The sequence below is a fragment of the Streptomyces sp. NPDC002838 genome (assembly GCF_040295365.1).
GTDB lineage: Bacteria > Actinomycetota > Actinomycetes > Streptomycetales > Streptomycetaceae > Streptomyces.
This window is the reverse complement of record NZ_JBEOVF010000028.1, coordinates 1-22,782: the sequence shown is the minus strand read 5'-3', so window position 1 is coordinate 22,782 and position 22,782 is coordinate 1. Positions and strand designations below refer to the sequence as shown.

Here is a 22,782-nt window from a genome sequence, read left to right as displayed (position 1 = left end):
CTTGAACTGGCCGTGGAACCAGCAGAGTTGAGCCACTCAGGTTGATCGACTGTCAGTGGCGGCCGCCAGCATGGCAGAGATCGCGAGGAACTTACGAGCCCTTGGGGGAGGACCACATGCCAATTGTCCGGCCGTACGTGCGCTCCGACGGAACGCCAGTACGCGGGCACACCCGGTGGGCGCCGGGTGCGCGGCGGGAGATGACCGTCTTCGCCGTCTTCTGCCTGGCAGTACTCGGCTTCGGCGACACCTCGACCGTGGACGGAACGGACAGCCAGCCGCCCACGCCCTCGGTGACTTACCCGATCCGCTTCGACCACACCACCAACGACGCTCCACGGGTGGCTGTCCCGCACCCGACAGTGTCGTACCCGATCAGGTTCGACACGCCCACGCCACGAACGGCCGCGCCCGCACCGAGCGTGTCGTACCCGATCGACCTCTCTGCCCTGGGAGGTGGGCGATGACCCGGCGCCCGCCCGCCAGGCGACGGACCACCCGGCGCCCCAGCCGCCGGCGCAGCCGGCAGGACGCACCGATCACCGTCCTGGCCGTGGTCGTTGTGGCAGCGGTCGGCCTGGTGGTGATGGTGGTCAACTGGCTGCTCGCGCACTGGTGGCTGCTGCTCGTTGGGGCCGTCTTCGCTGTCCTGGCCGGCATCGGGTGGTGGCAGCAGCGGACCCAGCGTGTGCAGTGGGAGCAGGCGCGGGCGCGTGCCCTGCGCTATGGGCTGGCCCAGCTGGATGCGCTCTCCCACCGGCAGTTCGAATACGCCGTCCGCGACCTGATGAACCGGGATGGCTGCGCCGACGCTGTCCAGGTCGGCGGGCAGGGCGATCTGGGGGCCGACGTGAAGGCGACCGACCCGCAGGGCCGGCGCTGGGTGATCCAGTGCAAGCACCGCCGGCACGGTGAGCGGGGCGCCGCGGTGGGCACCCCGGATCTGCAGGTCCTCAATGGGACGGGCCGCCCGGTCCACAAGGCGGATGTCGTGGTGATGGTGACCAACGGCAGGATCTCCCGGCCCGGTCGCGTCTTTGCCCGGCAGCAGCGGTTGCACCTCGTCGACCGCCAACTGCTCGGTTCCTGGGCCGCGGGATCGCGGCCGCTGTGGGAACTGCTGCCCGCGCTTCCTCCGCCCCGCAAACCCTCCCAGCTCTCCTGAGTCCCCCCGCTCCTGCAAAGATCGCAAGAAGATGTGCGGCCGGCTTCCGCCCGAAGCACTTCGGGAAGCCGACCGTCCGTTTCTCGGACTCACCGGACGGGTTCAGGTGAGGCGTGCCGGGTTGTGAAAGTCGCGGCGTGCGAGGGTGTGATGCTCTTCCGGTGGGCCAGCGGGCGGTGGAACCCGATTCCATCTACAGGATGTCGTGACGCTCTCGGCGACTGGGCGGAGGTGCTTATGACAGCCAGGCGCAGCCGCCTCTGTGCGGGTGGTGGAGGGATTCCGCGGGCACGTGAACGCAGCGTGGTGGTGCATCCACGTAGGCGCGTATGCGGGCAGCGCCCCGGCAGTCCGTTGTGTGCGTTGATCCGGGGGAAGCCGGCGTGTGCCGGTTGAAGAGGTGTTACGGGTCGCAGTGGAGCGCGGCCTGCGTACCGCAGTCGGTGCCGGGGCAGCCGTCAGTCGGGGATCCACCGGACGCGGTAGCGGGCCTGAAGCTCTTGGGCCGACATGCCGCGTCGTTGTGCCCGCTCCCGTTCGTCGGCGGCCCGCTGCGCGTCGTCAGGTTCGTTGCGGGACAGCGCAACGTCGACGGCGAGTTCGGGTGGCTCCCAGTCAGTGTGGGCGTCCTGGAGCGGACCGAACGGGGCCGGGCCGATGCCGGAGACGCCGACGAGGTCGGGCGGCCCGCTCGTGGCCATGAAGGTGCCGGACCGGCCATCGGAGAGGGTCAGCAGGCCGGGGGCGGCATCCCACAGATCGTCATCGGTGTCTGTGTGGAGGCTTCCCACCCAGGTGGTGTGACGATCGTAGGTGAAGCCTGGCACCGTCTCGGGATCGAGCTTGAGTACCAGGGCGGCGACGACCGGAACGTCGCGCCCGTCTGCGAGCGTGACCATTCCTGTGCCCACGTAGCGGATCTTGCCATCTTCCCACGGCATCGCGACTTCCTGCCTTGCTCCCGCGGCGAGTATGGACCGCGATCGTCGCGCATCGGTTGGCGTGGCGGCAACCCGACCGCAGCGCGTGCCGTGGTGAAGCCGATGACTCGGACATCCGCACACCCGTGCGTCGGCGCTGCGGCCGGCCTGGGCGGAACTGCCACAGCGTCACATGTTTAGGCGCCTGGCACTGTGACCGCAGAAGTTCGCTGGGTCGGTCGTTGTGGCGCTGAGAAGCGCGGTGCCCTTAACGGCTCAGGCCCTGACGGCGTGCTCTTCGTGATCGGCTGGCACTGTTCAACCTTGCCGAACCGACGGATGAGCCAGCGCCAGCCGGGGTACGGTGTTGTCCAGTCAGGCCCGGGCCGTCGTTCGCAGCGATGGCACCAGCCGACCCCATCAACTTCCTTTCCACCGCCCGGGGATGCGCTTGTACCGCGTCAACCAGCGGGTATCCCATTTCCGTGCCCGGCACGCCCGCCGTTCGGGCCGTGCACAAACATGCCATGTGGAGACTTCGCTATGACCGCATTGCCCCGTACAGCCCAGGCCGTCGACTTCCTGTGCGAGCACACCCCCAGCAAGAGCCGCGTGATGGCCCTGCTCGACCACGACCACGGCCCCCGTTCCCTGGCTGCGGTCCTGACCTGCAAGGAACCCGACCACGCGCACGAGGCCGTCGACATCCTGCGCCGTGTCCTGGCCAGGCGCGAGGCCACGTGCGCCGACGACGAACTGCGGGCATTGACCGCCGTCATGCCCGACGCGCCGGCCGGCTCGCTGCGCCAGGCCGTCACCCACGCCGCGACCGGCACCTGGCCGACCGGCCCTGGAGTGCTCTACGAAGTCGTCGAACCCGAAGACCCCGAATCCGACGGTGCGCAGGATGCCGCGCCCGTGCCGTTCGAGCCGTCCAGCCACCCGCGGCTCAAAGACCTGCCGGGGAAGGTCGTGCGGATCGCCCGCCTGTATGAGTTCCATGTCACCGACGAGGACGCCCTGATCCGGGCCGCCACCGATCGCGGATGGGAGCCTTTGCAGGCAACCGACCTGGGAGACGACGACCCGCGTGACCTCGTCGGCGCCGTCATGACGCTCACCGACGATCTGAATGTCCCCGGCACACAGACCCTGGAGGACCAGAGCGTCGCCGAAGTCCTCAGCCCCGAGGACGGGGACGAACTCGCCGACTGGAACCCGTCCCCGGTGGCGATCCGGTTCCACCACGGATGGCGGCTGCGCCACGAGCGCAGCCGCCCCGCTGCCAAGACGCCGACACCGAACTTCGCGGCGCTGTTCCCAATCCGCGAGTGCGACTGCGCCGGCAAGTCGGAAGACTGCGAGACCTGCGGATGGCAACTGACCCCTCGCACTGCTGACCTGCTGAGCACGGCCCTGTCCGTCCTCGCAGACCAGGCCTTCGACGACGCCGCGCGGCTGGGCGATCAGTACCTGCCGGACGCTCACTCCACCGGCTGGGCCGTCTTCGACCGTCTCCCCCCGCTGACCCGGTCCGCTGATCACCGCTGGCGTCGGCGGATGGCCAGGGCCTTCGACGACCTCGCTGATGACCTGAACAAGGGCCGCTGGCCCGAACCCACCTGCACCGCCGAGGAAATGGCCCTCCACCTGGCCATCGAGGACGCCCCCACCTACCTTGAGGACCGGTCCGCGGACGATGAACACCACACCCTGCCCCGGCACGAGGACGACTACAGCTGGGATGTCTGCTCCGACCTCCTCTTCCAGGACCACGACGTTCTGATGCTCTTCGACGCCTCCCTTGCCGGGATCGAGGATCCCGACAACCCGGCGAACCAGCGCCTGGGAGCGGGAGACCTCCGTGTGGACTCCTGGTTTGAGCCCTTCGGCAACGGTGCGGCCCGCGATCCCCGACGAGGCTTCCGCCGATAGCAGACCCGCACCGTTTTCTCCGCCTCCAGCCCGTCCGCAGCCCCGCGCGGCAGGCCGATCCGATCCCGCCGTGGTGCCGCCACCGGTGGCCGCGCGCATGCATCGCGTCCGGTGGGTCATCCGGTGGCGTCGTCGCTCTCCCAGTCGATGGTGCGCCGGTATTCGGGGTGGTTTTTGTCCATCTGGATGGCGGCGTGGATGGGCAGGGGGTGGCGGGTGCGGTGTTCCCAGGCCAGGGCGTGGTTGCACAGCCTCGCGGCGGTCAGGGCGTAGGGGAGGGCTTTCGCGTTGTCGGGGTGGTGGATGACAGCGATCTCGGTCGCGGTGAGGTTGAACCAGGTCTCGGCCTGCTGCTCCTTGTCATCGCACGCCCAGCGCCCCTGCGTGCGGCCTGACTTGGCCGAGGGGGTCTTGCCGTCCATCTGGTGCGGGCGGCGGCTCATGAGGAACGTGGTGGCGGTGCCGTCGAGTTGGAACAGTGCGTTGCTGGTCTTGTCGCCGTCGCTGACGTTGCCGTCCTCGTCGATCTCGTGGAAGAGCGCGGGCAGCGGGATGTTCGGGTCGGCGCTGGAGGTGGTGCGGATGACCGCTTGCGGCCGGTGCTCGGGAGCGAGGGTGGCGCCGGGCAGTGCCGGCCTGCCGTTGGCCAGACCGTCGTTGTCGGGGAGCAGGTCGGCGTTCTTGTTCGCCAGCAGCGGCCAGACGGGCCGGGTGGAGTCTCCTGAGACGTAGAGGACGTAGCCGCACTCGAGGTGCCGGCTCAGCTCGTACAGGGCGTGGTCGATGCGGCGGGGCAGGGTGTCGTCGCCGCGGCTGCCCTCGGGGATGGGGTGGCTGCGCGACAGCGCCTGGGCGCGGGCGTAGTTGAACCAGCCGCCGCTGCCGCCTCGATGGGCGGGCAGGTAGGCCAGCGCCTTCCAGTGCCCGCCGACCGGCACGAACGCGGTGAGGATCCACATGAGCTTGGGTTCCTCGGTGCGGTTGACGTGCCTGTCGCCGAGCTGGGCGCGCATGTGCAGGCCGAGGTGGGCGACGCGGTCCTTGAGACCGCCTCCGGTGGAGATCGCGCGGGTCAGGCGGGGGTGGACCAGGCCGGCGGAGCGCAGCATGTCGCCGATGGCGTGGTGGCCGGGGAAGTCCGCGGCCAGCTCCATGCCGAGGGCCTCCAGCAGGGATGCGGCCTCGCGCTCCTTCTTCTTCGAACGCCGCTTTCTGGTTTCGGGGGTAAGGAACTGGGCGAGTACGCCGTGACGGGCCAGATGCCGGGAGACCTCCGGCTTGGCATCCAGTGCGTAGGGGTCGACGGCGCCTTCCTCCTCGCGGCGCGCGGCGCGTCGCCGGCGGCCCCACTCCTTGGCGTCGTACTCGGTCTCGACCAGGGCCACGGCCCCGGTGTCCTCGGCTGCGAGACCGGGCAGGGCGTCGGTGAGCTCACCGCGACGGTCATGGTGCTCGCCGTGGGACAGCAGCTGAGGGGCCCGGTGCAGCAGCACCTCGGTGTGGCAGCCGAGTTGAACGATCTCGTCGTCGGGCATGCCGTCTGCGAGGTCGGGCCGACCGAAGTGGTAGGCCAGCAGACGCTGCATGCGGGTGCGCATCTCCTGGTGCTGGTACAGGGCTAGGACGCGCAGCTTTGAGCAGCCCGCGGCGGCCATGATGTCCTTGAGATCGGTGTCGTCGAGCAGCGTGGCGTCACGGCCGTACTCGGTCTTGCGGGCGGCCACCGAGAGGACCTTGGCGACCTGGGTGCCGCTGACGAGGTCCTGGCCGGTGACGGCGGACAAGTGCTCGGCGAGGGCGGTGACGGTGTGCAGGCCGACGCCCTTACCGAGAGGGAACGATTTCGAGAAGGGGATGAGCGCACGGAAGTCGCCGGGTTCGCCGGACAGATCCATGGCGCTGACGGGCAGGAACTCGGTGTCCTTGGGGCCGCGGGGGAATACCGGCTCGTCCATCAGCCGCACCCACGCGTCGAGAGCCAGACGGCTGGTGTGCTCGAGGTGGGTGTACTTGCCTTTGCCGCCCAGGTTCAGGCAGAGCAGCGGGCGGCTGGGGGAACGAGGCGCCCACCACGCGGTGCGAGCGCTGTTGATCTGATTGCTCAGCCGGGAAACCCGAGGCGTCATGACCACCAGCGGTACAGGAAGCGAGTGCAGCGACTTCATCGCCACCTCCGCCCGCAGCGCGGCGTAGTGCCGCCGGATCTTCCACTCCTCAGGCTCCTGGGCCTCCTCGGCATCCCTCTCGAGGCTGTCGTTCTTCTTGTCCTTGGCGGGGCGGGCGTCGAGCCAGTTGTTCGACCACAGGTGCTCGGCGTCCCAGACCATGACGTTGTTCTCGGTGTCCGGGCGCAGCGCGATGGTGCGGCCGTCGACCGCCAGGCCGGTCCCGGCCACCAGCGAGGCAAGGTTCCAGCCGGCCGCGTCCCACACCCAGCCGTCCGCGTCCACGGCGTGCGGGCCGAGGCGTACGTGGTCCCACACCGCCACCTCTTCGGGCTCCACCGAGGCGAACAGATCGGCGAGGTCACTGTTGTAGGCCAGAGAGATCTCGTCTGCCGGTGTCTGCAGCAGGGCTTGCTCCCACAAGGCCACCGCGGCCCGCAGATGCGCTGGTGACAGCCTCTGGGACAGGGCGAGGAACTGGGGCGGCTTGCTCTTGCTGGTCGGGTTGAGTGTTGCGCTGGTGGCACCGCTGGCGCGCAGCACCATCAGCAGTCCGGCATAGGGCAGGTTGGCCTCCGACCCGGTCTTGCCGCGGTAGACGGCACGCAGCTTTTTCCACTCATGCTCGATCTTGTCCGGGAAGCGGTACAGCCACACGGTGCCCATCAGCGCGCTGGTCAACGGCGCGGCCAGCATGGACATGCGGGTGTCATTCGACGGCATTACTGGGGTCCTTGAGCATCCGGGGTCGGGGCGGGGATGAGAGTGACGGGGTTGGGCAGCAGGTCCTCGCTGTGGGCGAGGTCGAGCCAGGCGGTGAGGGTGGAGCCGTAGACGCGGCGCAGGATCTCCTGCTCGTCCGCATCCAGCTGGCCGTAGTAGGAGCGCAGCAGCCGGGGGAAGTCGCAGCCCAACTGCTGGTTGAAGAAGGCGTGGTCGACCAGGTAGAGCTCGACGGGGGTGCCACCGCGGCGTGCGCGCCCGGCCAGCTGGATGAGTTCGACGAGGATGCCCGCCAGGATCTCGGTCTTGAGGAACTTCGGCATGCGGGAGAACCGCGGGTCGGTGCGCAGCAGCAACTCCCGCTGGCGGACGGCGGCGGTGCGCTGGGAGGCGAGCATGCCGGCAGGATCGGCGCTGACGGTGCCGGAGGCGATGCCGCAGGCGTTGATGCTCGCGTACATGACGGCCGGCTCGTGCAGGTGCGTGAGGGGGCGCACGCCCACCCACACGGAGGCGAGCGCTGAGCGGTCGGTGTGGGGGATGAGGATGTTCAAGCCGCGGGAGACCACCGACAGCGGCGCGCAGACCACCTTCACCCGTGGGTGGGTGGCGGGCAGGTCCTCGAGTTCGTCGATGGTCACCCGCACCACGCCCTCGGGCAGATTCACGGCCTTCCCGGAGGGGGTCTGGTTGTTGCTGACGAGGACCGCGACCCATTCGGGGCGGCCGCACGCGGCCGCGATCCCGGCGGCCATCACCGCCGCGTGGAAGTAGGAGTTCCCGGCCAGCAGTGCCAGCTCCCGCCGCGGGTCGTTGCGGGCGATCTTCTCCAGGTGTGACGACATCTGGGTGTGCCACAGCCGTTCGGCGAGCTTGCGCAGCTCGGAGGGTTTGCGTTTTTCCTCCACGCCGCCGATCGAGATGGGCTGCCAGCCCAAATCGGTGGACGACACGCTCCCGGCGTGGGCGGTGACCGCGCCGGGAGCGGCGTCGGTCATCACATAGGCGGGCAGGGTGTGCACGTGCTGCAGGGCGGCCTTGGGGAAGAACGCGGTGGCGGACAGGCCCAGGACGCTGCGCCGTACTCCGGCGGTGGCCAGCGCGACGGTGTCGCCGAGGCGGACGGTGGAGGTGTGCGGGTCGCCGCCCAGGGACTGCAGCGAGAGGCGGCCGGTGCCGCTGGCGTTCTTGTCGAGCTTGAATCCGTACAGGTTCTGTCCGAGCGGCCCGTAGGGGATCGGCTCGTCGCGGGGGAGCAGCCCCATGGTGGAGACCAGGTCGGTGGCCGCGTTCAGCTGCCCGAGCAGCGGCAGGATCGACCACTTCAGTGTGTGGAGCTCGTTGTGGAGCGCACCGAGCCAGGCCCGCACGAGGAGATCGTTGACCACAGCGGCGCGTTTGGAGGCGGGCACGTTGAACGGCGCGTCGGCCAGGATGCGGGCGATGGAGTCCTTGAAGACCGCAAGCTTTCTGCTGCGGCGGGTGCCTTTGACCTTGCCGGCCAGGGCCTGGCGGATCTGATCGGCGAGCGGCTGCCAGCCCGCCAGTAGCTCGGCACCGGACCGCTCGCCCGGGAGGAGGGCCAGGTAGGCCTGGTGCACCGCTTCGGTGATCTCAGCGTCCGCAGAGGCGCCGGTCAGGACGCGGCACAGCTCGGCATCCTTCTTGCCCACCATGTACCAGCCGGAGCCCGGGCGATTGTGGCGCTCTTGCTCGGAGTCCAGGTAGAGGTTCCCGGTAAGGACGTTGTCCAGGAAGGTTTCGCTGAGCCGGCGCGCCTCCATCAACGGGCCGGTCACCAGCAGGTTCTCCAGCGCCGACAGGCCGCCTCGGTGCCGGTCGACCTCTTCCAGCCGCCCTGCGTGGCCCCGGCCGCGGCTGATGAGGGTGAACTCCTGCGCGCCCTGCGTGCACCAGGTCGACTGGAAGGCGTCGACCTCGTCGATGATGACGACGCGGCAGCGCCGCAGCACGAACTCCAGCACGCTCATGTCATGGACGGTCCGCTCGCCGTCCACCTCGACGGGCACCTTGCAGCGTCCACGGATCAGGTTGTGGTGGTTGGTGACGATGATGTCGGCCTCGGCGGCCTGCCGGATGTGCTCGAAGCGCTGACAGACGCCCATGCGCGGGCACAGGTGCTTGCCGGCGTGCTCCGGCTCGACGGGACCATCGACCCACTCCAACTGGGCGCAGGGAAGCCTGGTGCGGTCCAGCCGTGGGCCGTCCACCTGCCAGCCGGTCATCTCGCAGCCGCCGGCGAACTGCTCGAAGCGGTCCTCGCGGCCCTGGGCGAAGGCGAGCGCTGCCTGGTCGTCGTGGCGTGAGGACGCCACCCACGACACCACCCGCAGCGGCTTGCCGGCCCGCTCGGCAGCGTCCCGTACAGCGGCGGCCGTCTCCTCGACCAGCCCATGGTCTGCGACCAACTGCTCGGCGGTCCCCAGGCCTTCACGGATGCGGCCCACCACGATGAGGACCGGGCCCTGGCCGCTGGCGGCCAGCAGGTGCGCCGCATCCCGCATCAGCACGCTCTTGCCCACTCCGGTGGGCGCATTCAGCAGCGTCATCGGCCCCGCGGGCAGCCGCAACTCTGCCGCCGTGCGCCCGTACGCGTCCGTGAGCCGGTCGAAGAACCCCTGAAGCAGACCGGGTTTCCACCCGAACTTCTCCGGCAGGGCAGTTGCCTGGCCCACCACGCGGTCCATCACCGCTTGTCGCGGCAGCCTCACCTCCTCAAGGAACGGCTCGGTGCGCAACCGGACCGGGGCCACGAAGGCGTCCTTCTCGCTGGCAGGAATCTCCACCGTGTACAGACGGTCCCGCCCGAAGGCCCACAGGCCCTCGCCGGCCGTCGGCAGCGCCCTCTGGAGCATGGCCCGGTACTCCTCGGCCTCCTGGACGAGATGCTCGGCCAGGACGAGGGGCTCTTGCGCGTGGCAGGCCACCAACCAGTGGGTCTCGTCTGCGTTCGACTCCCCCGGAATCCGGAACAGCGCAGTGGAAGCCACCGCGTACTCCAGGACCGCCTCGCGGAACGTGTCCGGCTGCGCCAGGTCTCCCTCCTGCTTGAGCGCCTGCCACAGCCGGCCCACCAGCTCGTACTCGGCGCGCGGCAGCGACCGCCACCGTCCCCATGCATCGGTGCGCCGGGCGGCGAACATCTGTGCGAAGTCCAGCGGCACACCGCGACGGCCATCGACGGTCTCGAATGCGAAGTACTGCTCGGACAGGGCGAGATACGCCGCAATGGCGCAACGCTGCAACGCCTCACGGACATCGCCGCTCTTCACGACTCACCCCGGCACCAGCGAAGAACCTTGGCGACGAAGTCCTTGTCGGTCATCACTTCAAGGTCCGGCCGCCCGGCAAGGCGCGCCTGCAGCAGCGGAAGGTCGGACCGCTGCCGGTGGGGGACCACGATCGTCAGCGGCACCGGCGCGCCCAGCACGGGACGCTTCAGCAGGGCGTCGGCCAGGGCCCCGAAGGACCGCCACGCCTTCGCATCCACCCGCCACTGCCTGGCCACCAGCGGCTCGGCGGCCGTGATGCGCAGGTCGTAGCGGTCACCGCCGGGGTACATGAGGACGTCGAGACCGGCGATCCCCGTCAGCGCATCCCGGATCGCGAATTCCATGCGCCCCGGCAGGGTCATATACCGCCACACCGTCCGGGAGACGGCCAAGTAGTCGCCGGCGGCGGGGAAGCCCTCCACGCAACGGGCTGAGCCACCGCCGCCCTCCAGGACCGGAGGGCCACTGCCGCCCCGCACCTGGCGGTAGGTGTACTGCACTCCCTCCAGCAGATGGGCGTCGCACGCCACGGCGAAGACCCCCTGCCCGGCGGGCTGCGCGCGCATCGGCCAGGCACAGGCAGGACACGGGAAGCACCAGCCCGCCGCGTTGCACCACGGCCAGGACGAGACCGGCTCGAAGAACCCGAACCGCCCCCACAGCCCGCCCCACTTCTCCCAGAGCACGCCCTGCTCCGCCACCGGATCACTCGCCAGCAGCTCGCGCACCTTCGCGTAATCGTCCGGCGGAAGGCGCCGGATCTCCGCGTACAACTGCTGCTCCTCCTGCTCGGCACGCAAGCGCGCCCAGGGCCAGTACTCCATCAACGCCTGCTGAGGCACCAGGTGTTCGCGGCCCAGGTCCTCCACTGCGTCACACAGCAGACCATCCTGGTCCAGCAGCTTCACCTCGCCGAGCGGGTCACCGTCCTCGCAACAGGCGGGCAGGAGAGGCGCGAGCCCGTGGCGCAAGCCGCGCCGCAGCGCGCGCATATCCACGGCGGCGGCTGCGCCGGCGCCGTGTGCCGAGCGCAGAACTCCCAGACAGTCGATGAGGCGAGCTGCTCGCTGGCCCGGATCGCCTGTGCGGTCCGCTTCCGCGACGGCGGCAGCGCAGCACGCGGTCAGCGCCAGGTCACGGCGCCATCGGAGGGTGTTCCGTTCCACGAGACCCATAACGGTTAAATAAGCGAAAAAAGCTAACAAACCTCGCATACAGTGCCGATCGTGATCGCCAAGACCGCCCCATCGGCCCAGCAGGACGCCCCCTCACGCGAGACGACCGAGCACTGGCTATGGGCCGCCGCCCCGGACACCTCCCTGACCGAGGACGACCACCCCTGGAGCGGCAAGTGGCTCTGGTTCACCCCGCTCAGCCTCCTTGACCGCTCCTGGGCCACGATCCGCACCGCAACCGAAGACGGCCTTCTCGGCTACCGCAGCAAGGCGGCCACGCTCCTCAACACCCGCACAAAGAGCGACGACACCCGCCGCCCCATCTGCGTCTACACCCGAGACTGGCGCAACATCGACGACGTCCAACGCGTCCTGACCAACCTGCGAGCCCTCGGCATCGTCGACGTCCTGCTCTACAAGACCAACAGCGACACCCGCAACGGCCGCTACGGCACCGGCGCCAGCACCTTCGTAGCGCCCGCCACCAAGATGAAACTGGTCATCCCCAAGCGCACCCGTGAAGCGCTCGAGCACCAGCACGCTGCGCGAGCCCAGGCCCGCAGGACTGCCGCGGCGCGCAGAAAGGTTCCAGTGCCGAAGCGCACCTGAGCAGGCGGCCTGTGCTTCCGTGTTGAGAGAACAGGCGTCGCGCCAGGGGTCGGCCACACAGCGGGCGAAGTCTCCGACATCACCTGCATCAGCGCTGCCGTTTGCCTGGTGCGCAGGGCGGGTGCTTCGGTACGCGCACCTCAAGGGACGAGGACGCCGGCGGGCAGGGACAGGTTGAGCCGGGGCAGGCGTCCGGCATGCGCGCGCAGATGCCGGGCTTCGGCGACCATGACGGGGGCGAACATGCTGTCCTCGGGCGGGTGGGGTGTCAGACGGTGGTGGGCGCGGGCGGCGGCCAGCAGTGGGCGTGCCCAGGCAGGGATGGCGTGCAGAGGGCAGTACCGGTGGCCGACCCCGTGGAGCTTGATGGCGGAGATGTCACTGGTGATGTCGAGGTCGCGGGTGAAGCGCAGGCTGCCCAGGCCGGCCCGGGTGAGGGCCAGCACGCTCAGGGCTCCGGCGATGAGCGGGTGTGCGAGAGCGGCCAGAGCGGCGGTCTCCGCGGACGCGATCTCGAGGGCAGGGGCGGCCTGGACCAGCTGCGCCGTTGCCATCGCGCCGGTGCAAGGGTGAGCCGGCCGCCCGGGCCTCAGCGACGTCGCCCACGTCTCCTGCGGCTGCCGGGCGGGTGACTGCCCCGCTGCCACCGCGGCTGGCCCTGCCATCGGTGCAGCGGGAGGGAAGGACGGGCGTGCGGGTATCGGTCCCGGCTCGGCGAGCAGGGCCTCGAACTGGTCCCGGCCGCTGATACGGCGCTCCATGCGGGCCAGCGCCGGCGGCAGTGCGCGCGGGGCCTTCTGCCACAGCAGGGTCAGCTGAGCCCCCGTCAACTCGCGCCAGGCGAGCAGTTGGTCGATGCGCCGGATGGTCAGCAGATGGGCCCGGGGGACCACAACGTGCCGCACCCCGGTCGCGACACCCCAGGCAGCCGCGGCGAGCCAGGCCGCGTTCACCGAGTCCAGCCACACATCGGGGGAGTTGGGCCCGGGGGCCAGCCGCTTGCCCAGCGCATACAGCATGTCGTGCGCCAGCGCGGCCGGGCTGCCGCTGGCCGGCGTCGGCTGCACGGTGATACGGCCTTCCCCAGGCCGGTGCGCCTGCAGCGCCGCCCGGGTGTAGAACAGGTCGTCCCGCTCGTCCACCACGATCGTCACGTCGCTGTACGCCACTGCCACCACCCCCTCTTGGCCGCGCCCCGCCGCACAGCCCGGACCGGCCAGGCGTCAGGCCGGTCCGTACGGCGCGCAGGGTTGTTGGCGGCGGCCCCTGCTCGCCGAGCCGCCGCGCATCGCGGCCGTTGCTACATGCCGCCCAGCTTGCTGTACACCCAGTTGACGAGGTCCTGGCTGACCTCGGTCAGGCCTTTCGTCTTCATGCCGTTGAGCATGTGCTTGGTGATGGTGGTCCAGTTGCGGAAGTTGCCGTGGGCCGCGGCCCGGTCGATGTTGCGGATCATCTGCGGGGCAACCTTGGCCCACAGGGAGTGGAACGCCGGCAGGGTGCCGACGACCTCGTCCTCGGGCATGCGCGTGAACTTCTGCCAGATGAAGATCCGTGACGCCAGCATCGGTTCACGCTTGAGGACCTTGTAGCAGTTGTCGCCGCCGGCGAAGATCACCGCGATGTCGGTGTTGCGGTCGTCCCACAGGTGGCGCCAGTACTCGAACGAGCTGCGGCCCATCCACTGGGCCTCGTCGCACACCAGCACGCGGAATGTCTGCGACAGCGTCTCCTTCAGGAGGGTGTCGAATTCGATCGGCCGGGTGGGCGGTTCCCCGGGCAGCCCCAGGGCGTGGAACAGTCCGTGGCGGATGTCGCGGGGGGTTGGCCCCGATCGCAGCTCCAGGCGGTAGGTGTTGTCGGGGGCGATCTTGCGCAGCGCCGAGTTCACCGACATCGTCTTGCCGTATCCGGCCGCTCCGTAGGCGACCATCATGGCCTTGGCGTCGATCGTCGCCTGGACGTCGTCCAGTGTCGTCATGAGCGTGTCGGTGGCCACCAGATGCGCATCGAGGCGGTGGAAGTGGTCCTCGTCCTCTGCGGGCAGCCTGCCGTAGTCCATGTCGCCGCTCACGCGTTCTCCTCAGGGGTGTTGTCTTCCGGCCCGTCCGCGGCCGGTGGGATCGGGTGTGCCCAGCCGTCCGGGACGGGCTGGTGCGGGATGTAGCCGGGATCGGCCCGCCGCAGGTCCGTGGCGGCCGATTCGGCAAGTTCCGCCTCGGCCTCCGCCTCGGTCAGCGCACCCAGACGCTCGGGCGGGGTGGCGGTGGTGACGGCCGTGAAACGCTCGCGGCGCAGCCGTGCCGCGGCCTTCACGTCCGCGCGAAGCCGCCGCGCCTTGGCGGTGCGGGCTTTGCGGACCTTGTTGACCTGCTCCTCGCTGGCCGCCTCGGCCAGAACGGCGCTGCCCAGGTACGCGCCGTCCAGGCCGAAGACCTCGATGGTCATGTCGTGGTGGGGCAGGTGGCGCACCGCGACACGGACGCCGGCCTGGCCGACCATCCAGGGGGCGATGTAGTGGCGGTTGCGCCACCGCACGCCCTGCGTGGTGATGGTGCGGGTGCGCCCGTCGTCCTCGAGCCCGAAATGGGCCAGCTGCTCGGCGGCAACGTCGTGCAGGGGAGTGGGATCGCAGCGCCACGCCTCCATCGGAGTGCGGCCGCCCAGCACCCTGGGCTGGTGCTCGGTGTTCCACCAGCGCACCCACTTCAGCAGCAGCTCCACGAACGCCTCGAAGGAGAGCGCGGGCTCGTCCGGATCCGCGGTCCGGCCGCCGGTGAGCGTCTGCCGGTGCACGTAGCGCGGCATGGAGACGAACAGCATGTCCTCGACCGCACCGTTGAGCGCCTCGATAGTGCCCTTCAGATGCGGACTGTAGGCCGGGAGATCGACGACGGGCACGGCGAAGGCGCCCAGGGCCGAGGCCACGGTGGCACACAGGAACTCCTTGCCGCGGTCCACCCGGATCAGGCCGGGCAGGCCGCCGGCCGGGCCGAAGGGCTCGGCACGGTCCAGGGCCATCCGCAGGGCCGCAAGCACCGCATCTGCGCTGGGTGCGTGGGGGGTTACGGCCACACCTGTGATGACCTTGGTGTGGCAGTCGATGAACCAGGTCACCCAGGGCTGCACGAGCTGGTCCTCGAGCAACACCCGCACGGGCACGCACTTGTGGTCGCCTTCCCAGGCGGCGTTGCGGTGTGTGGCCGGGCGCTGCCCGTACACGTCAAAGGCCCGCCGGGCGGCCTCCCCCTTGGCGAGCCCGGCCCGCTCCCCGGGCGTCAGGTCCCGCCGCAGCGCCCGGTGGATCGTCGACAGCGACGGGACCGCAGGCAGCCGGGGATTAGCCATGGCCCGCTGCTTCAGCTCGCGGTGCACGGCCGAGGCGTTGCCTCCCCACAGCACCAGCAGCCGCCGGATCTCCGGGGTGACGCGAAACCGCGTCCGGTCCGCCGCATTGACGTGGCCGGTGGCACGCGCCGTGGCGACCCACCGCCACACCGCCCGCTCCGAGCGGCCTACGGCCGTGGCGACCATCTTCACGTGCGCGCTGGTCAGCTCGCCGCTCTGGTCCAGCGACAGCAACCGCGGCAGCGCGGCCAGCCGCCCCGAGCGGGCGGTGAAAACCGCTGTACCGGCGCCCAGCGCGTCGGCAGAAGAGTCGCTCATGCGGTCTGCTCCTTACATGGATACGAATCGTGGAAGGGGGTCAGAAGTGCCGTGCCGACCCCGGGCGTTGGCGGTGCCACAGGGTGGAAGGCGCGGCATACCGCGGCAGTCGTCAGGGCTGTGACGCGGCGTCATGCCAGGGGAGGTGGACCACGGCGGAGCCATGAGCATGCGCTGGGTGCGAGTGTCAGCAACTTCGCCGGGAGAGGGCGTTCTCCTCGATGGCCTGGCTCCAAGGAGCACTCTTGCGCCGGGACATCAAAGACGGCCCGGCGTCGGCCGGTCCTGCTACGGCGCCATCGGGTGGATGGCTGGCCGGCGCTGAGCTGGATGCTTGTCAGCGCCGGTCGCAGGCTTCCAGGGGTGCCCTGATGCGCCGGGGGGAAGTGCGGGATTGGCCGGGTACAGGAAGGAAGGAGGGTCACCGGTGTCCAAAGAGGCTGCCCGGGGGCGGGTGGGCTCCTCGGCGCCACTGTTGGCCAGCCCGGTGATGCTCAGGTGTGTTCCAGCAGGTTCCGGATCCCATCGCGAATGACTGCGGCGCGATCTTGTTCCGTGAGCCAGGTGGCCGTGGAACCCTGGACGGTCTTTTCGACGAACAGCACGTCATCGACGGCCTCGGCCACCGGATACAGGTGGCTGATGACTACGACGGTCTTGTCCCGGGTCACACTGCTGCGCAGGACAGACAGGGTGTCGTCCAGGCGGTCGGAGTCCAGCGAGCCGAACCCCTCGTCCAGGAACAGGCTCTCCAGTTTGCTTTTGCTGCGGTTGTGGAGTTCCACGAGTGCCAGTGCCAGCGCGAGGGAGATCTGGAATTTCTCCCCGCCGGAAAGGGTCTCGTAGCCGCGTGTGAGATTCGTGGCGGACTCCACGATCTTGAAGTCCTTGGTGAACGCATAGAGCCCTTTGGAGATCTGCTGGAGGATTCTGCTCCCGTGGCGGAGCAGTGAATGGGTGCGCTGCTCAGTGAGATAGGTGAGGAACTTCGTGTCGGTGAGGTGGTCGCTCACTCTCCGCCACACCACGGCCTGCTCGTTCGCGGCGGTGATGGCAGCGTCCAAAGCCTCGGCGTGCGGGATTTGGGACTGAGCCTTACGCAGGTCGGACTTGGCTGTGTCGTGCGCCGATTCCGCGTCGCTCGTCTTGCGGCTGAGCGGGTCGAGCACGGCGGGTGCGAGCAGGTCGCTCTTTTCCGGCACCGGGAAGCCCGGGTCATGGTCGGTTTTGTCACCGGCGGCGTCGGCTTGGAGGAGGAGCTCCTTCTCGAACGCGTGGATCCCGTCGACGGCCCGCTGCCTGGCTTGCTTCAGTGCGCTTGTCAGCTGCTGACTCAGCGAGGCGAGGGCCAGATAGTAGGAGTCGACAACAGCCAGGTCGGATCCGTCCGGGGAAGGCGGCAGTTCCTTGGGCGTCTCGCCACCGAGGAGGCTCTCGGCATCCGTGGCGGCGTCTGCCCAGCGCTCCAGCTTCTTGATGAGATTCCGGGTGGGAGTTTCCACGTTGCGCTGGCGGCGTCCGCCCAGGTCCGTCTGGTGCGCTGCGTGCTCGGTGAGGGCCTGCTGTGCCTCGTCACGAGCCTGTGCCGTCTGCTCGAGCCGTGCGAGGCGCTGGCTGGCTGTCTCCAGCGACGATGCGATGTCCTTCGGGGAGGGGAGGTCCTGCGGTGTGTCCTGGGCGGGCCGTATCGAGGCCGGAAGGTCGGTGACCGCGGTCAGCAGCGTCTGCAGATCGCTCTCATACTGCAGTCGGGTCTTCTCCAGCCGTTTGCGTTCACGCTGCAAGCGGCCACGCTGGCGTTTGAGGTCGGCCTGGGCCGCCTCCTTCTCGGCCTGCGCCGTCGCCAGCTCTGCTTGAGCGCTTGTGTGGGCCGCTAGCGCTTCGGCTTCCGCGTCGCGCAGCGGCTGGACGAGTGCCTTGACCGCACGCGTGATCTGGGCCCGGCCCTTGGGGGTGCTGCCTGTGAGAGCACGGGCCTGCGCGGCCGTCTGCCGGCTCAGCGTGTCCAGCGTGGTGGCCACGCCAGGCTCGAGGCTCGGCCGCATCGTGTCCACCAGCTCCTGCAGCTGGAGCAGTGAAGTGTCCATGCGCTCAAGGGCGGCCAGGTGTGCGTGCTGATGCTTCTGAGCCGCTTGCTTGGCCGTGTTCAGTTGAGCCGTTGCCTCCGCTGCGGCGGTCACAGCCGGGTTCACGGACTTCGAGGATTCGGTGACCTTGATTTTGGCTTTCCCGACGGCCTTGCTGTCCACCGGAGACGGGGGAGTGAAGTCGCTCGGGAGGGGACGGATGCAGACCGGGCAGTCGTCTCCCGGAGCCAGAGCGGACCCCGCCATGTGGGCGGCCTCGCCGCGCAGTACCGCAGCAAGAGCGTTCTCGGCCGCTTGCCGGGCCTCGCGCAGTTCGCGCAGTTCGGCTTCCAGCCTGTCGACGCGCCCGCGCTGCTCTTCGATTGTCTCGAGTGCCGTGTGGGCCGACTGCAGATGTGTCGCTGCGGCAGTGGCATCCTGCAGCGCGGCCCGGACGGTCTCCTGAACCTGGTCGGTGTGCGTGCGGGCGCGGGTAACGGCGTGCTGCGCCAGTTCGGCATCCTTGACGAGGACCGCCAGGCGCTGCTCGTGTTCGGCCAGCTCCCGCTGTGCTTGCGTGTGCTTCTGCCCATGTTCGCTGTGCTGTAGCTGCTCCTGTTCAAGCCGCTGCACCATGGCGTTCAACCCGGCTGCACGGCCCGGCAGGCCGGACAGCACAGTCACCGCACCGGACAGGGACCGGATCGTGTCACCGGCCTGCGCGGCTGTGTCCAGAGCGGCCTGTGCCGCCTCCAGTCTCAGGCTCAGATCGCGTGCGCTCGCTTCCTGGGTTGCGGCTTCGGCATCGAGCTCCGTCTTCACCTTGGCCAGCGTGGCCAGCGTGACAGCCGCATCGAGAACGCTCCGCTCACGCAGCAGCCGCGCCGCCTTGTCCAGACCGGCCTTGCGGTGCTTGTGCCCGACGGCCCGCCCTTGTGCCGCGCGCAGAGCGGTCAGCCGCTCGCGCCGACTGGCGGCGAGGGCCGTCGTACGCTCCACATCCAGGGCAGCCTGTGTGGCGACAGCATGGGGATCTCGTAGGAGTTCCGCTCGGGCGCTCCGGGCGTCGAGGATGCCCGCGCTCAGCCGATCCAGTCGAACGCTGGCGTGCTTGCGGACACGTTCCAGTTCGTTGATACCGAAGATGTGCCGCAGGATGTCGCCACGGTCGCCCCTGTTCGCCTTGAGTAGGGTGTCGAACTTCCCCTGAGGCAACAGGACCGTACTGGTGAAGCCCTTCCAGTCCAGCCCGATGAGCTGGGTGACGGCTTCTGTCACCGCACGCGTGTTGTCGACTCGCAGGTCGGTGCTGGATTCGGCCATGCACTCCAGAAAGGCCTGTGGCTTCCTACGGTTTGCGTACAGGGTTCGCCGCACCCGCCATTGACGGCCGTTCGCCGAGAACTCGAACGTCACGTGCATACTGGGGCAGCCGTTGCTGATCAGCTCGTAGGCTTCCTTGGGGTCGTTCGACCACGAGCTCGCCCCGTACAGGGCGAAGACGATCGCCTCGAGGAGACTGGACTTGCCTACGCCGGTAGGCCCCAGGATGGCGAGCAGGCGCTTCCCTGTGAAATCGATGGTGCAGGCGCCGGGGTAGCTGCGCATTCCGCTGACAATGAGCCGATCGGGCTTCACGATGCCTCCGTCCAGGGGTTTTCCAGCGCAGCACGGAGCATTTCCTCGGCGGGGACCGGGGGTAGCGTCTCGTCGTCGAGCTCGTTGAGCAGGTGGGTGAATGCGGTGACGGTGGATTCCGCGGCGGCCCCGCTCAGTCCCTCGCGTGCCAGGTAGGCGCGGAAGGCGTCGGGGAGCTCAGGCTCCTCACCGGGGTCACCGTCCATGACTGCGTCGGCGGCCGCTTCGCATGCCAGCGCGGGGTTGATGAGGGTTGCGTGAGGGACGATCTCGGCGATCTTGTGGCTGAGGAGTGCGTCGGGTTCCTCGCCGGTGATCACCGGTTTGAGGAAGGTCCCGTCGTACTGGGCAGCTGAGGCCCTGAGCTCGTCAAGGGTTCCTGTGAAGTGCGTCAGGCGTCGTCCGCTCGAGAGCCGGCGAGGCAAGGCCCGGGCCTGTCGTCCGGGCTCGGCGTCGACGATCACGACACTCTTGGACTGGTCGGCTTCGCCGAAGTCGATAGCGAGCGGACTGCCGGCGTACCGGGCAGTGAACTTCGGGCCCCGCACCGTTTGCGGACGATGGATGTGCCCGAGAGCGGTGTACGAGACCTCCGGAAGGTTCGCGGGGCCGATTTCGAAGTCGTCGTCCACGGCCCGTTCGCTCGGGGAGCGTTTGGCGCCCGTGACATACACATGAGCCGCGAACAGTAGAATGTCCCGGTCGGGGTCGTACCCCTCGTGCATGGCCCTCATCAGCTCCGCCTGCAGCCCGCGCATTCCCTCGGCGTAGTCGGCGTACGACGTGCCGGTCGCCGAGCGCTGCCAGAACCGGTTCGGATGCACGAACGGCAGGACCGCCAGGCGGATTCGCTGCTCACCGCCGCAGGCGTCGAAGGTGAGGACGCCGCCCTCGTGCGCTGGGCGGAACCGGTCGGCGAAGAACAGGCCCCGGCCCCACGAAGGGCCAGTCAGGGAGCCGAAGAACTCGAAGTAGGCGGGGGAGTCGTGGTTGCCCGCCAGCACCACCGTGGGGGCGATGGCGGCGAGTTCGCTGAGGGTGCGCATGGCACGCGTCATAGCCCGGACGGTGGGACGTGAGTGGTGGAACAGATCGCCACTGTGGACGATCAGATCCGGTTGGCTTTCCTGGGCGATGGCCACGATCTCGGACAGGACGGCGTCGAAGTCATCTTCGCGTGGGTGCCCGTGAAAGACGTGGCCTAAATGCCAGTCGGAGGTGTGGAGCAGTCTCATGCCTTCATGCGCCCTTCTGGGAAGCGAGGCGTAGGAGGGCACCGGTGGTGCCTTACGAGCCCGGGACACTACACCAAAAACACAGGAAGAAATCTGGTCGCCATGGGTCACTGCTAGCATGCGAGCATGGACGAGCATCTGGTCGCTCTCGAGAAACGCATGCAGCAGCTGCAGGAGGCGATCCGGCAGGCGCTCGCGGAGCACGACAAGGCCCAAGCAGGCACCCTGAAGGAGGAGTTGACGCGCACGCAGCGAGCCTGGGACGTGCTGTGCGGACTGGACGACGGCCCGAACAAGACCCAGTCCGAACCTGCGGCGCCAACACCGTCAGAAGACGATGGCGACGTCCTGCCGGTGCGTGACCAGATCCACCAAGCGCTGACTCTCCTCACCGTCCCCGCCCCACCCCGACTGCTCAGCCAGGTCCACCAGGCGTTCTTCTCCGGCCCCCTGAACACGGCACGCCTGAGCACCCTGCGCCGCGATGAGGAACGCTCCTTCCGCTCCGCTCCCTACGCGCGTCCCTACTACATCTGCGCCGCTGTGACTTCCGACCTGCTCTCGCCAGCCCGAGCCCTGCTCGCCCTGAGTACCTGGCCGCTGGAACAGCGTTTGGTGGGACCGCTCACCCAGCGCGTCCACTTCCTCACCGCGGCCCTGCGCCTTGCCGATGCCGCCGAGAACCTCACCGGCGAGACCGAACTGCCGCAGCACGTCCGGCAACTCCTCCAGCACTACAGCCGCAACATCCACGGCTACAGCACGCGCGGCCCGCTCGATCTCACCGCGCTGCGCCGGGCAGCCGCAGCCGAGCTGGAAATCCATGCCGATGACGACGCCGACGCCCGGGCCGAAGCCGCCCGCCGAGCACGGCAGAAACTCGGCGACGCGGAGCAGCTCTTCGGCAACACCCTGCGCAACGTCGCCAGCCGACGCCGGACCGCGTAACCAGGCCCACAATCCGCACGGCTGTGCCTGTCCATCAAGGAAAACAGTGAGCTCGCTCGACGCACGACTGGGCGTATTACGCGGAAACGCACCGCCCACTCCGCACAATGCACGAACCCTGGCAGCGCTGAACGCCAACCCAAGCTGCGACCGCCGCACCCTCATAGATGCGGCCGGCATCGACAAAGCCGCCCTAGCCGCCCACTTGGGCCTGCCCCAGCAGCTGACAAGATCCCGGCTCGCCCTCGACTACGGCCTCGCCTTCGAACGCAAAGTCACCGCCCAGGGCGGAGCACCACTGGTGCCTCTGCTACGCCAAGCCCTTGGCCTCACCCTGTCCGAGGTGTCCTACGACGACATCAACAGCGTCGGCAGCGCCGAGGACAAATCTCCCCTGGGGCGACGCCATTCCCGCACCCGGACCCACATCCTCAGCGCAGCACGCCACAAGCCCGGCCAGCCCCGCACACTCCTCGACCACCCCGTACTGCGCCTGACCGTCGCCGGTCACCAGGTCGACCTCGAGCCCGACATCATCGCCTTTCAGCACGACGGCGACTTCTACATCGTCGAGATCAAGTCCTTTCCCGCCATCCACGGACAGCCCGACCCCACCAAGGCCGCAGCAGCGCTGAACCAGGCCGCAGCCTACGTCCTGGCCATGCGTGAACTCCTCGCCGACAACGGTCTCCCGCCAGAGCGCGTCTCCGACACCGTGATCCTGGTCAACCCCCGCAACTTCACCCAGCACCCCACCGCCACGCCCTACAACGCCTGCCAGCCGATCAAGACCCTGAGCCGTCACCTGCACAGACTCCGGCGCGTGCCCGAGCTGCTGGACAAGATTCCCCCCTTAACCACCCTCGACCTAGCCCCCGGCCCGGACAACCAACCCACCCGACCCCGCAATGAACTCGTCGCCGCACTCGCCACCACGCAGGCCAGCTATAACCCCGGATGCCGCCACCACTGCGACCTGGCCTTCCACTGCCGCAACGAAGCCCGCAACCAGGGCCGGATCGCAGCCCTCGGCACCGCAGTCCGCGACGACCTGGCAGGAATCGACACCATCACTACAGCTCTGGCCCTCACCGACGGCCAACTGCACCCGGCACGGGACCAGAAAGACATCACCCACGCATTGCGCCAGAGTAATTGTCAATTCCTGTGGATGTCGTCGCGTGACTTGATGACTGGGGATGCGGATGCCTACGCCGTCCGGGCGTTGATGGCCGGCGGTTCGG

The 22,782-nt window shown here is 69.0% G+C and carries 15 protein-coding genes; 6 read left to right on the top strand and 9 right to left on the bottom strand.

What is annotated here, in order from left to right; translation table 11 throughout:
• The first annotated feature begins 116 nt into the window (after nucleotides 1–116).
• Both ABT063_RS30395 and ABT063_RS30390 read left to right on the top strand, forming a co-directional pair.
• Nucleotides 117–467 carry a hypothetical protein gene (locus tag ABT063_RS30395; protein ID WP_351062680.1) on the top strand — a complete coding sequence of 117 codons (351 nt, stop codon included), beginning with the start codon at nucleotides 117–119 and terminating at the stop codon, nucleotides 465–467.
• Nucleotides 464–1,165: a restriction endonuclease gene (locus ABT063_RS30390; RefSeq protein WP_351062678.1), complete on the top strand. Its 702-nt coding sequence runs from the start codon at nucleotides 464–466 to the stop codon at nucleotides 1,163–1,165. The genes ABT063_RS30395 and ABT063_RS30390 overlap by 4 nt, the downstream gene beginning before the upstream one ends.
• Before the next feature lie 458 nt (nucleotides 1,166–1,623).
• Here ABT063_RS30390 and ABT063_RS30385 read toward each other — a convergent pair whose 3' ends face one another.
• Nucleotides 1,624–2,106 carry a hypothetical protein gene (locus ABT063_RS30385; RefSeq protein WP_076968813.1) on the bottom strand — a complete coding sequence of 161 codons (483 nt, stop codon included), beginning with the start codon at nucleotides 2,104–2,106 and terminating at the stop codon, nucleotides 1,624–1,626.
• A 522-nt stretch (nucleotides 2,107–2,628) separates the two neighbouring features.
• Between ABT063_RS30385 and ABT063_RS30380 the strand changes: the two genes are divergently transcribed.
• Nucleotides 2,629–4,020: a hypothetical protein gene (locus ABT063_RS30380; RefSeq protein ID WP_351062677.1), complete on the top strand. Its 1,392-nt coding sequence runs from the start codon at nucleotides 2,629–2,631 to the stop codon at nucleotides 4,018–4,020.
• A 116-nt stretch (nucleotides 4,021–4,136) separates the two neighbouring features.
• Here ABT063_RS30380 and ABT063_RS30375 read toward each other — a convergent pair whose 3' ends face one another.
• Genes ABT063_RS30375 through ABT063_RS30365 form a run of 3 tightly spaced genes read right to left on the bottom strand, consistent with a single transcriptional unit; the run spans nucleotide 4,137 to nucleotide 11,367 of the window.
• Nucleotides 4,137–6,908, bottom strand: a complete 2,772-nt coding sequence (locus ABT063_RS30375) for an RNaseH domain-containing protein (RefSeq protein WP_351062676.1) — start codon at nucleotides 6,906–6,908, stop codon at nucleotides 4,137–4,139.
• Nucleotides 6,908–10,201, bottom strand: coding sequence for a hypothetical protein (locus ABT063_RS30370; RefSeq protein WP_351062675.1), 3,294 nt, complete (start codon nucleotides 10,199–10,201; stop codon nucleotides 6,908–6,910). The genes ABT063_RS30375 and ABT063_RS30370 overlap by 1 nt, the downstream gene beginning before the upstream one ends.
• Entirely contained in the window at nucleotides 10,198–11,367 is a 1,170-nt protein-coding gene (locus ABT063_RS30365; RefSeq protein WP_351062673.1) for a restriction endonuclease-related protein, read from the bottom strand. The genes ABT063_RS30370 and ABT063_RS30365 overlap by 4 nt, the downstream gene beginning before the upstream one ends.
• 60 nt (nucleotides 11,368–11,427) lie before the next feature.
• Between ABT063_RS30365 and ABT063_RS30360 the strand changes: the two genes are divergently transcribed.
• The gene (locus ABT063_RS30360) at nucleotides 11,428–11,985 is read left to right on the top strand and encodes a putative phosphothreonine lyase domain-containing protein (RefSeq protein ID WP_351062672.1); all 558 of its coding nucleotides are present in this window, start codon (nucleotides 11,428–11,430) and stop codon (nucleotides 11,983–11,985) included.
• A 140-nt stretch (nucleotides 11,986–12,125) separates the two neighbouring features.
• On the opposite strand, the gene ABT063_RS30355 is transcribed toward ABT063_RS30360, so the two are convergent.
• The 5 genes from ABT063_RS30355 to ABT063_RS30335 form a co-directional block, all read right to left on the bottom strand.
• Complete coding sequence (locus ABT063_RS30355) at nucleotides 12,126–13,154, bottom strand: hypothetical protein (protein WP_351062670.1); 1,029 nt, start codon at nucleotides 13,152–13,154, stop codon at nucleotides 12,126–12,128.
• A 131-nt stretch (nucleotides 13,155–13,285) separates the two neighbouring features.
• Nucleotides 13,286–14,059 (bottom strand): AAA family ATPase, encoded by a 774-nt coding sequence (locus ABT063_RS30350; protein WP_351062668.1) that lies wholly within the window; start codon nucleotides 14,057–14,059, stop codon nucleotides 13,286–13,288.
• Nucleotides 14,056–15,576: a TnsB C-terminal domain-containing protein gene (locus ABT063_RS30345; protein WP_502990918.1), complete on the bottom strand. Its 1,521-nt coding sequence runs from the start codon at nucleotides 15,574–15,576 to the stop codon at nucleotides 14,056–14,058. The genes ABT063_RS30350 and ABT063_RS30345 overlap by 4 nt, the downstream gene beginning before the upstream one ends.
• A gap of 569 nt (nucleotides 15,577–16,145) precedes the next feature.
• Nucleotides 16,146–19,355: an AAA family ATPase gene (locus ABT063_RS30340; protein WP_351062666.1), complete on the bottom strand. Its 3,210-nt coding sequence runs from the start codon at nucleotides 19,353–19,355 to the stop codon at nucleotides 16,146–16,148.
• Nucleotides 19,352–20,590: a metallophosphoesterase family protein gene (locus ABT063_RS30335; protein WP_351062665.1), complete on the bottom strand. Its 1,239-nt coding sequence runs from the start codon at nucleotides 20,588–20,590 to the stop codon at nucleotides 19,352–19,354. Before ABT063_RS30335 ends, ABT063_RS30340 begins: the two co-directional genes overlap by 4 nt.
• A gap of 126 nt (nucleotides 20,591–20,716) precedes the next feature.
• Here ABT063_RS30335 and ABT063_RS30330 point away from each other — a divergent pair, with 126 nt between their 5' ends.
• Together ABT063_RS30330 and ABT063_RS30325 are read left to right on the top strand one after the other, a co-directional pair.
• Nucleotides 20,717–21,538 carry a hypothetical protein gene (locus tag ABT063_RS30330; protein WP_351062664.1) on the top strand — a complete coding sequence of 274 codons (822 nt, stop codon included), beginning with the start codon at nucleotides 20,717–20,719 and terminating at the stop codon, nucleotides 21,536–21,538.
• Nucleotides 21,539–21,584: 46 nt separating this feature from the next.
• A partial coding sequence (locus tag ABT063_RS30325; protein WP_351062662.1) for a hypothetical protein occupies nucleotides 21,585–22,782 on the top strand: 1,198 nt, incomplete at its 3' end.

Excerpts from the sequence above, each read along its gene's own strand:
- ABT063_RS30395 (WP_351062680.1), top strand. The coding sequence starts at position 117 with ATGCCAATTGTCCGGCCGTACGTGCGCTCCGACGGAACGCCAGTACGC.
- ABT063_RS30330 (WP_351062664.1), top strand. The coding sequence starts at position 20,717 with ATGGACGAGCATCTGGTCGCTCTCGAGAAACGCATGCAGCAGCTGCAG.
- ABT063_RS30375 (WP_351062676.1), bottom strand. The coding sequence starts at position 6,908 with ATGCCGTCGAATGACACCCGCATGTCCATGCTGGCCGCGCCGTTGACC.
- ABT063_RS30385 (WP_076968813.1), bottom strand. The coding sequence starts at position 2,106 with ATGCCGTGGGAAGATGGCAAGATCCGCTACGTGGGCACAGGAATGGTC.
- ABT063_RS30390 (WP_351062678.1), top strand. The coding sequence starts at position 464 with ATGACCCGGCGCCCGCCCGCCAGGCGACGGACCACCCGGCGCCCCAGC.
- ABT063_RS30335 (WP_351062665.1), bottom strand. The coding sequence starts at position 20,590 with ATGAGACTGCTCCACACCTCCGACTGGCATTTAGGCCACGTCTTTCAC.
- ABT063_RS30380 (WP_351062677.1), top strand. The coding sequence starts at position 2,629 with ATGACCGCATTGCCCCGTACAGCCCAGGCCGTCGACTTCCTGTGCGAG.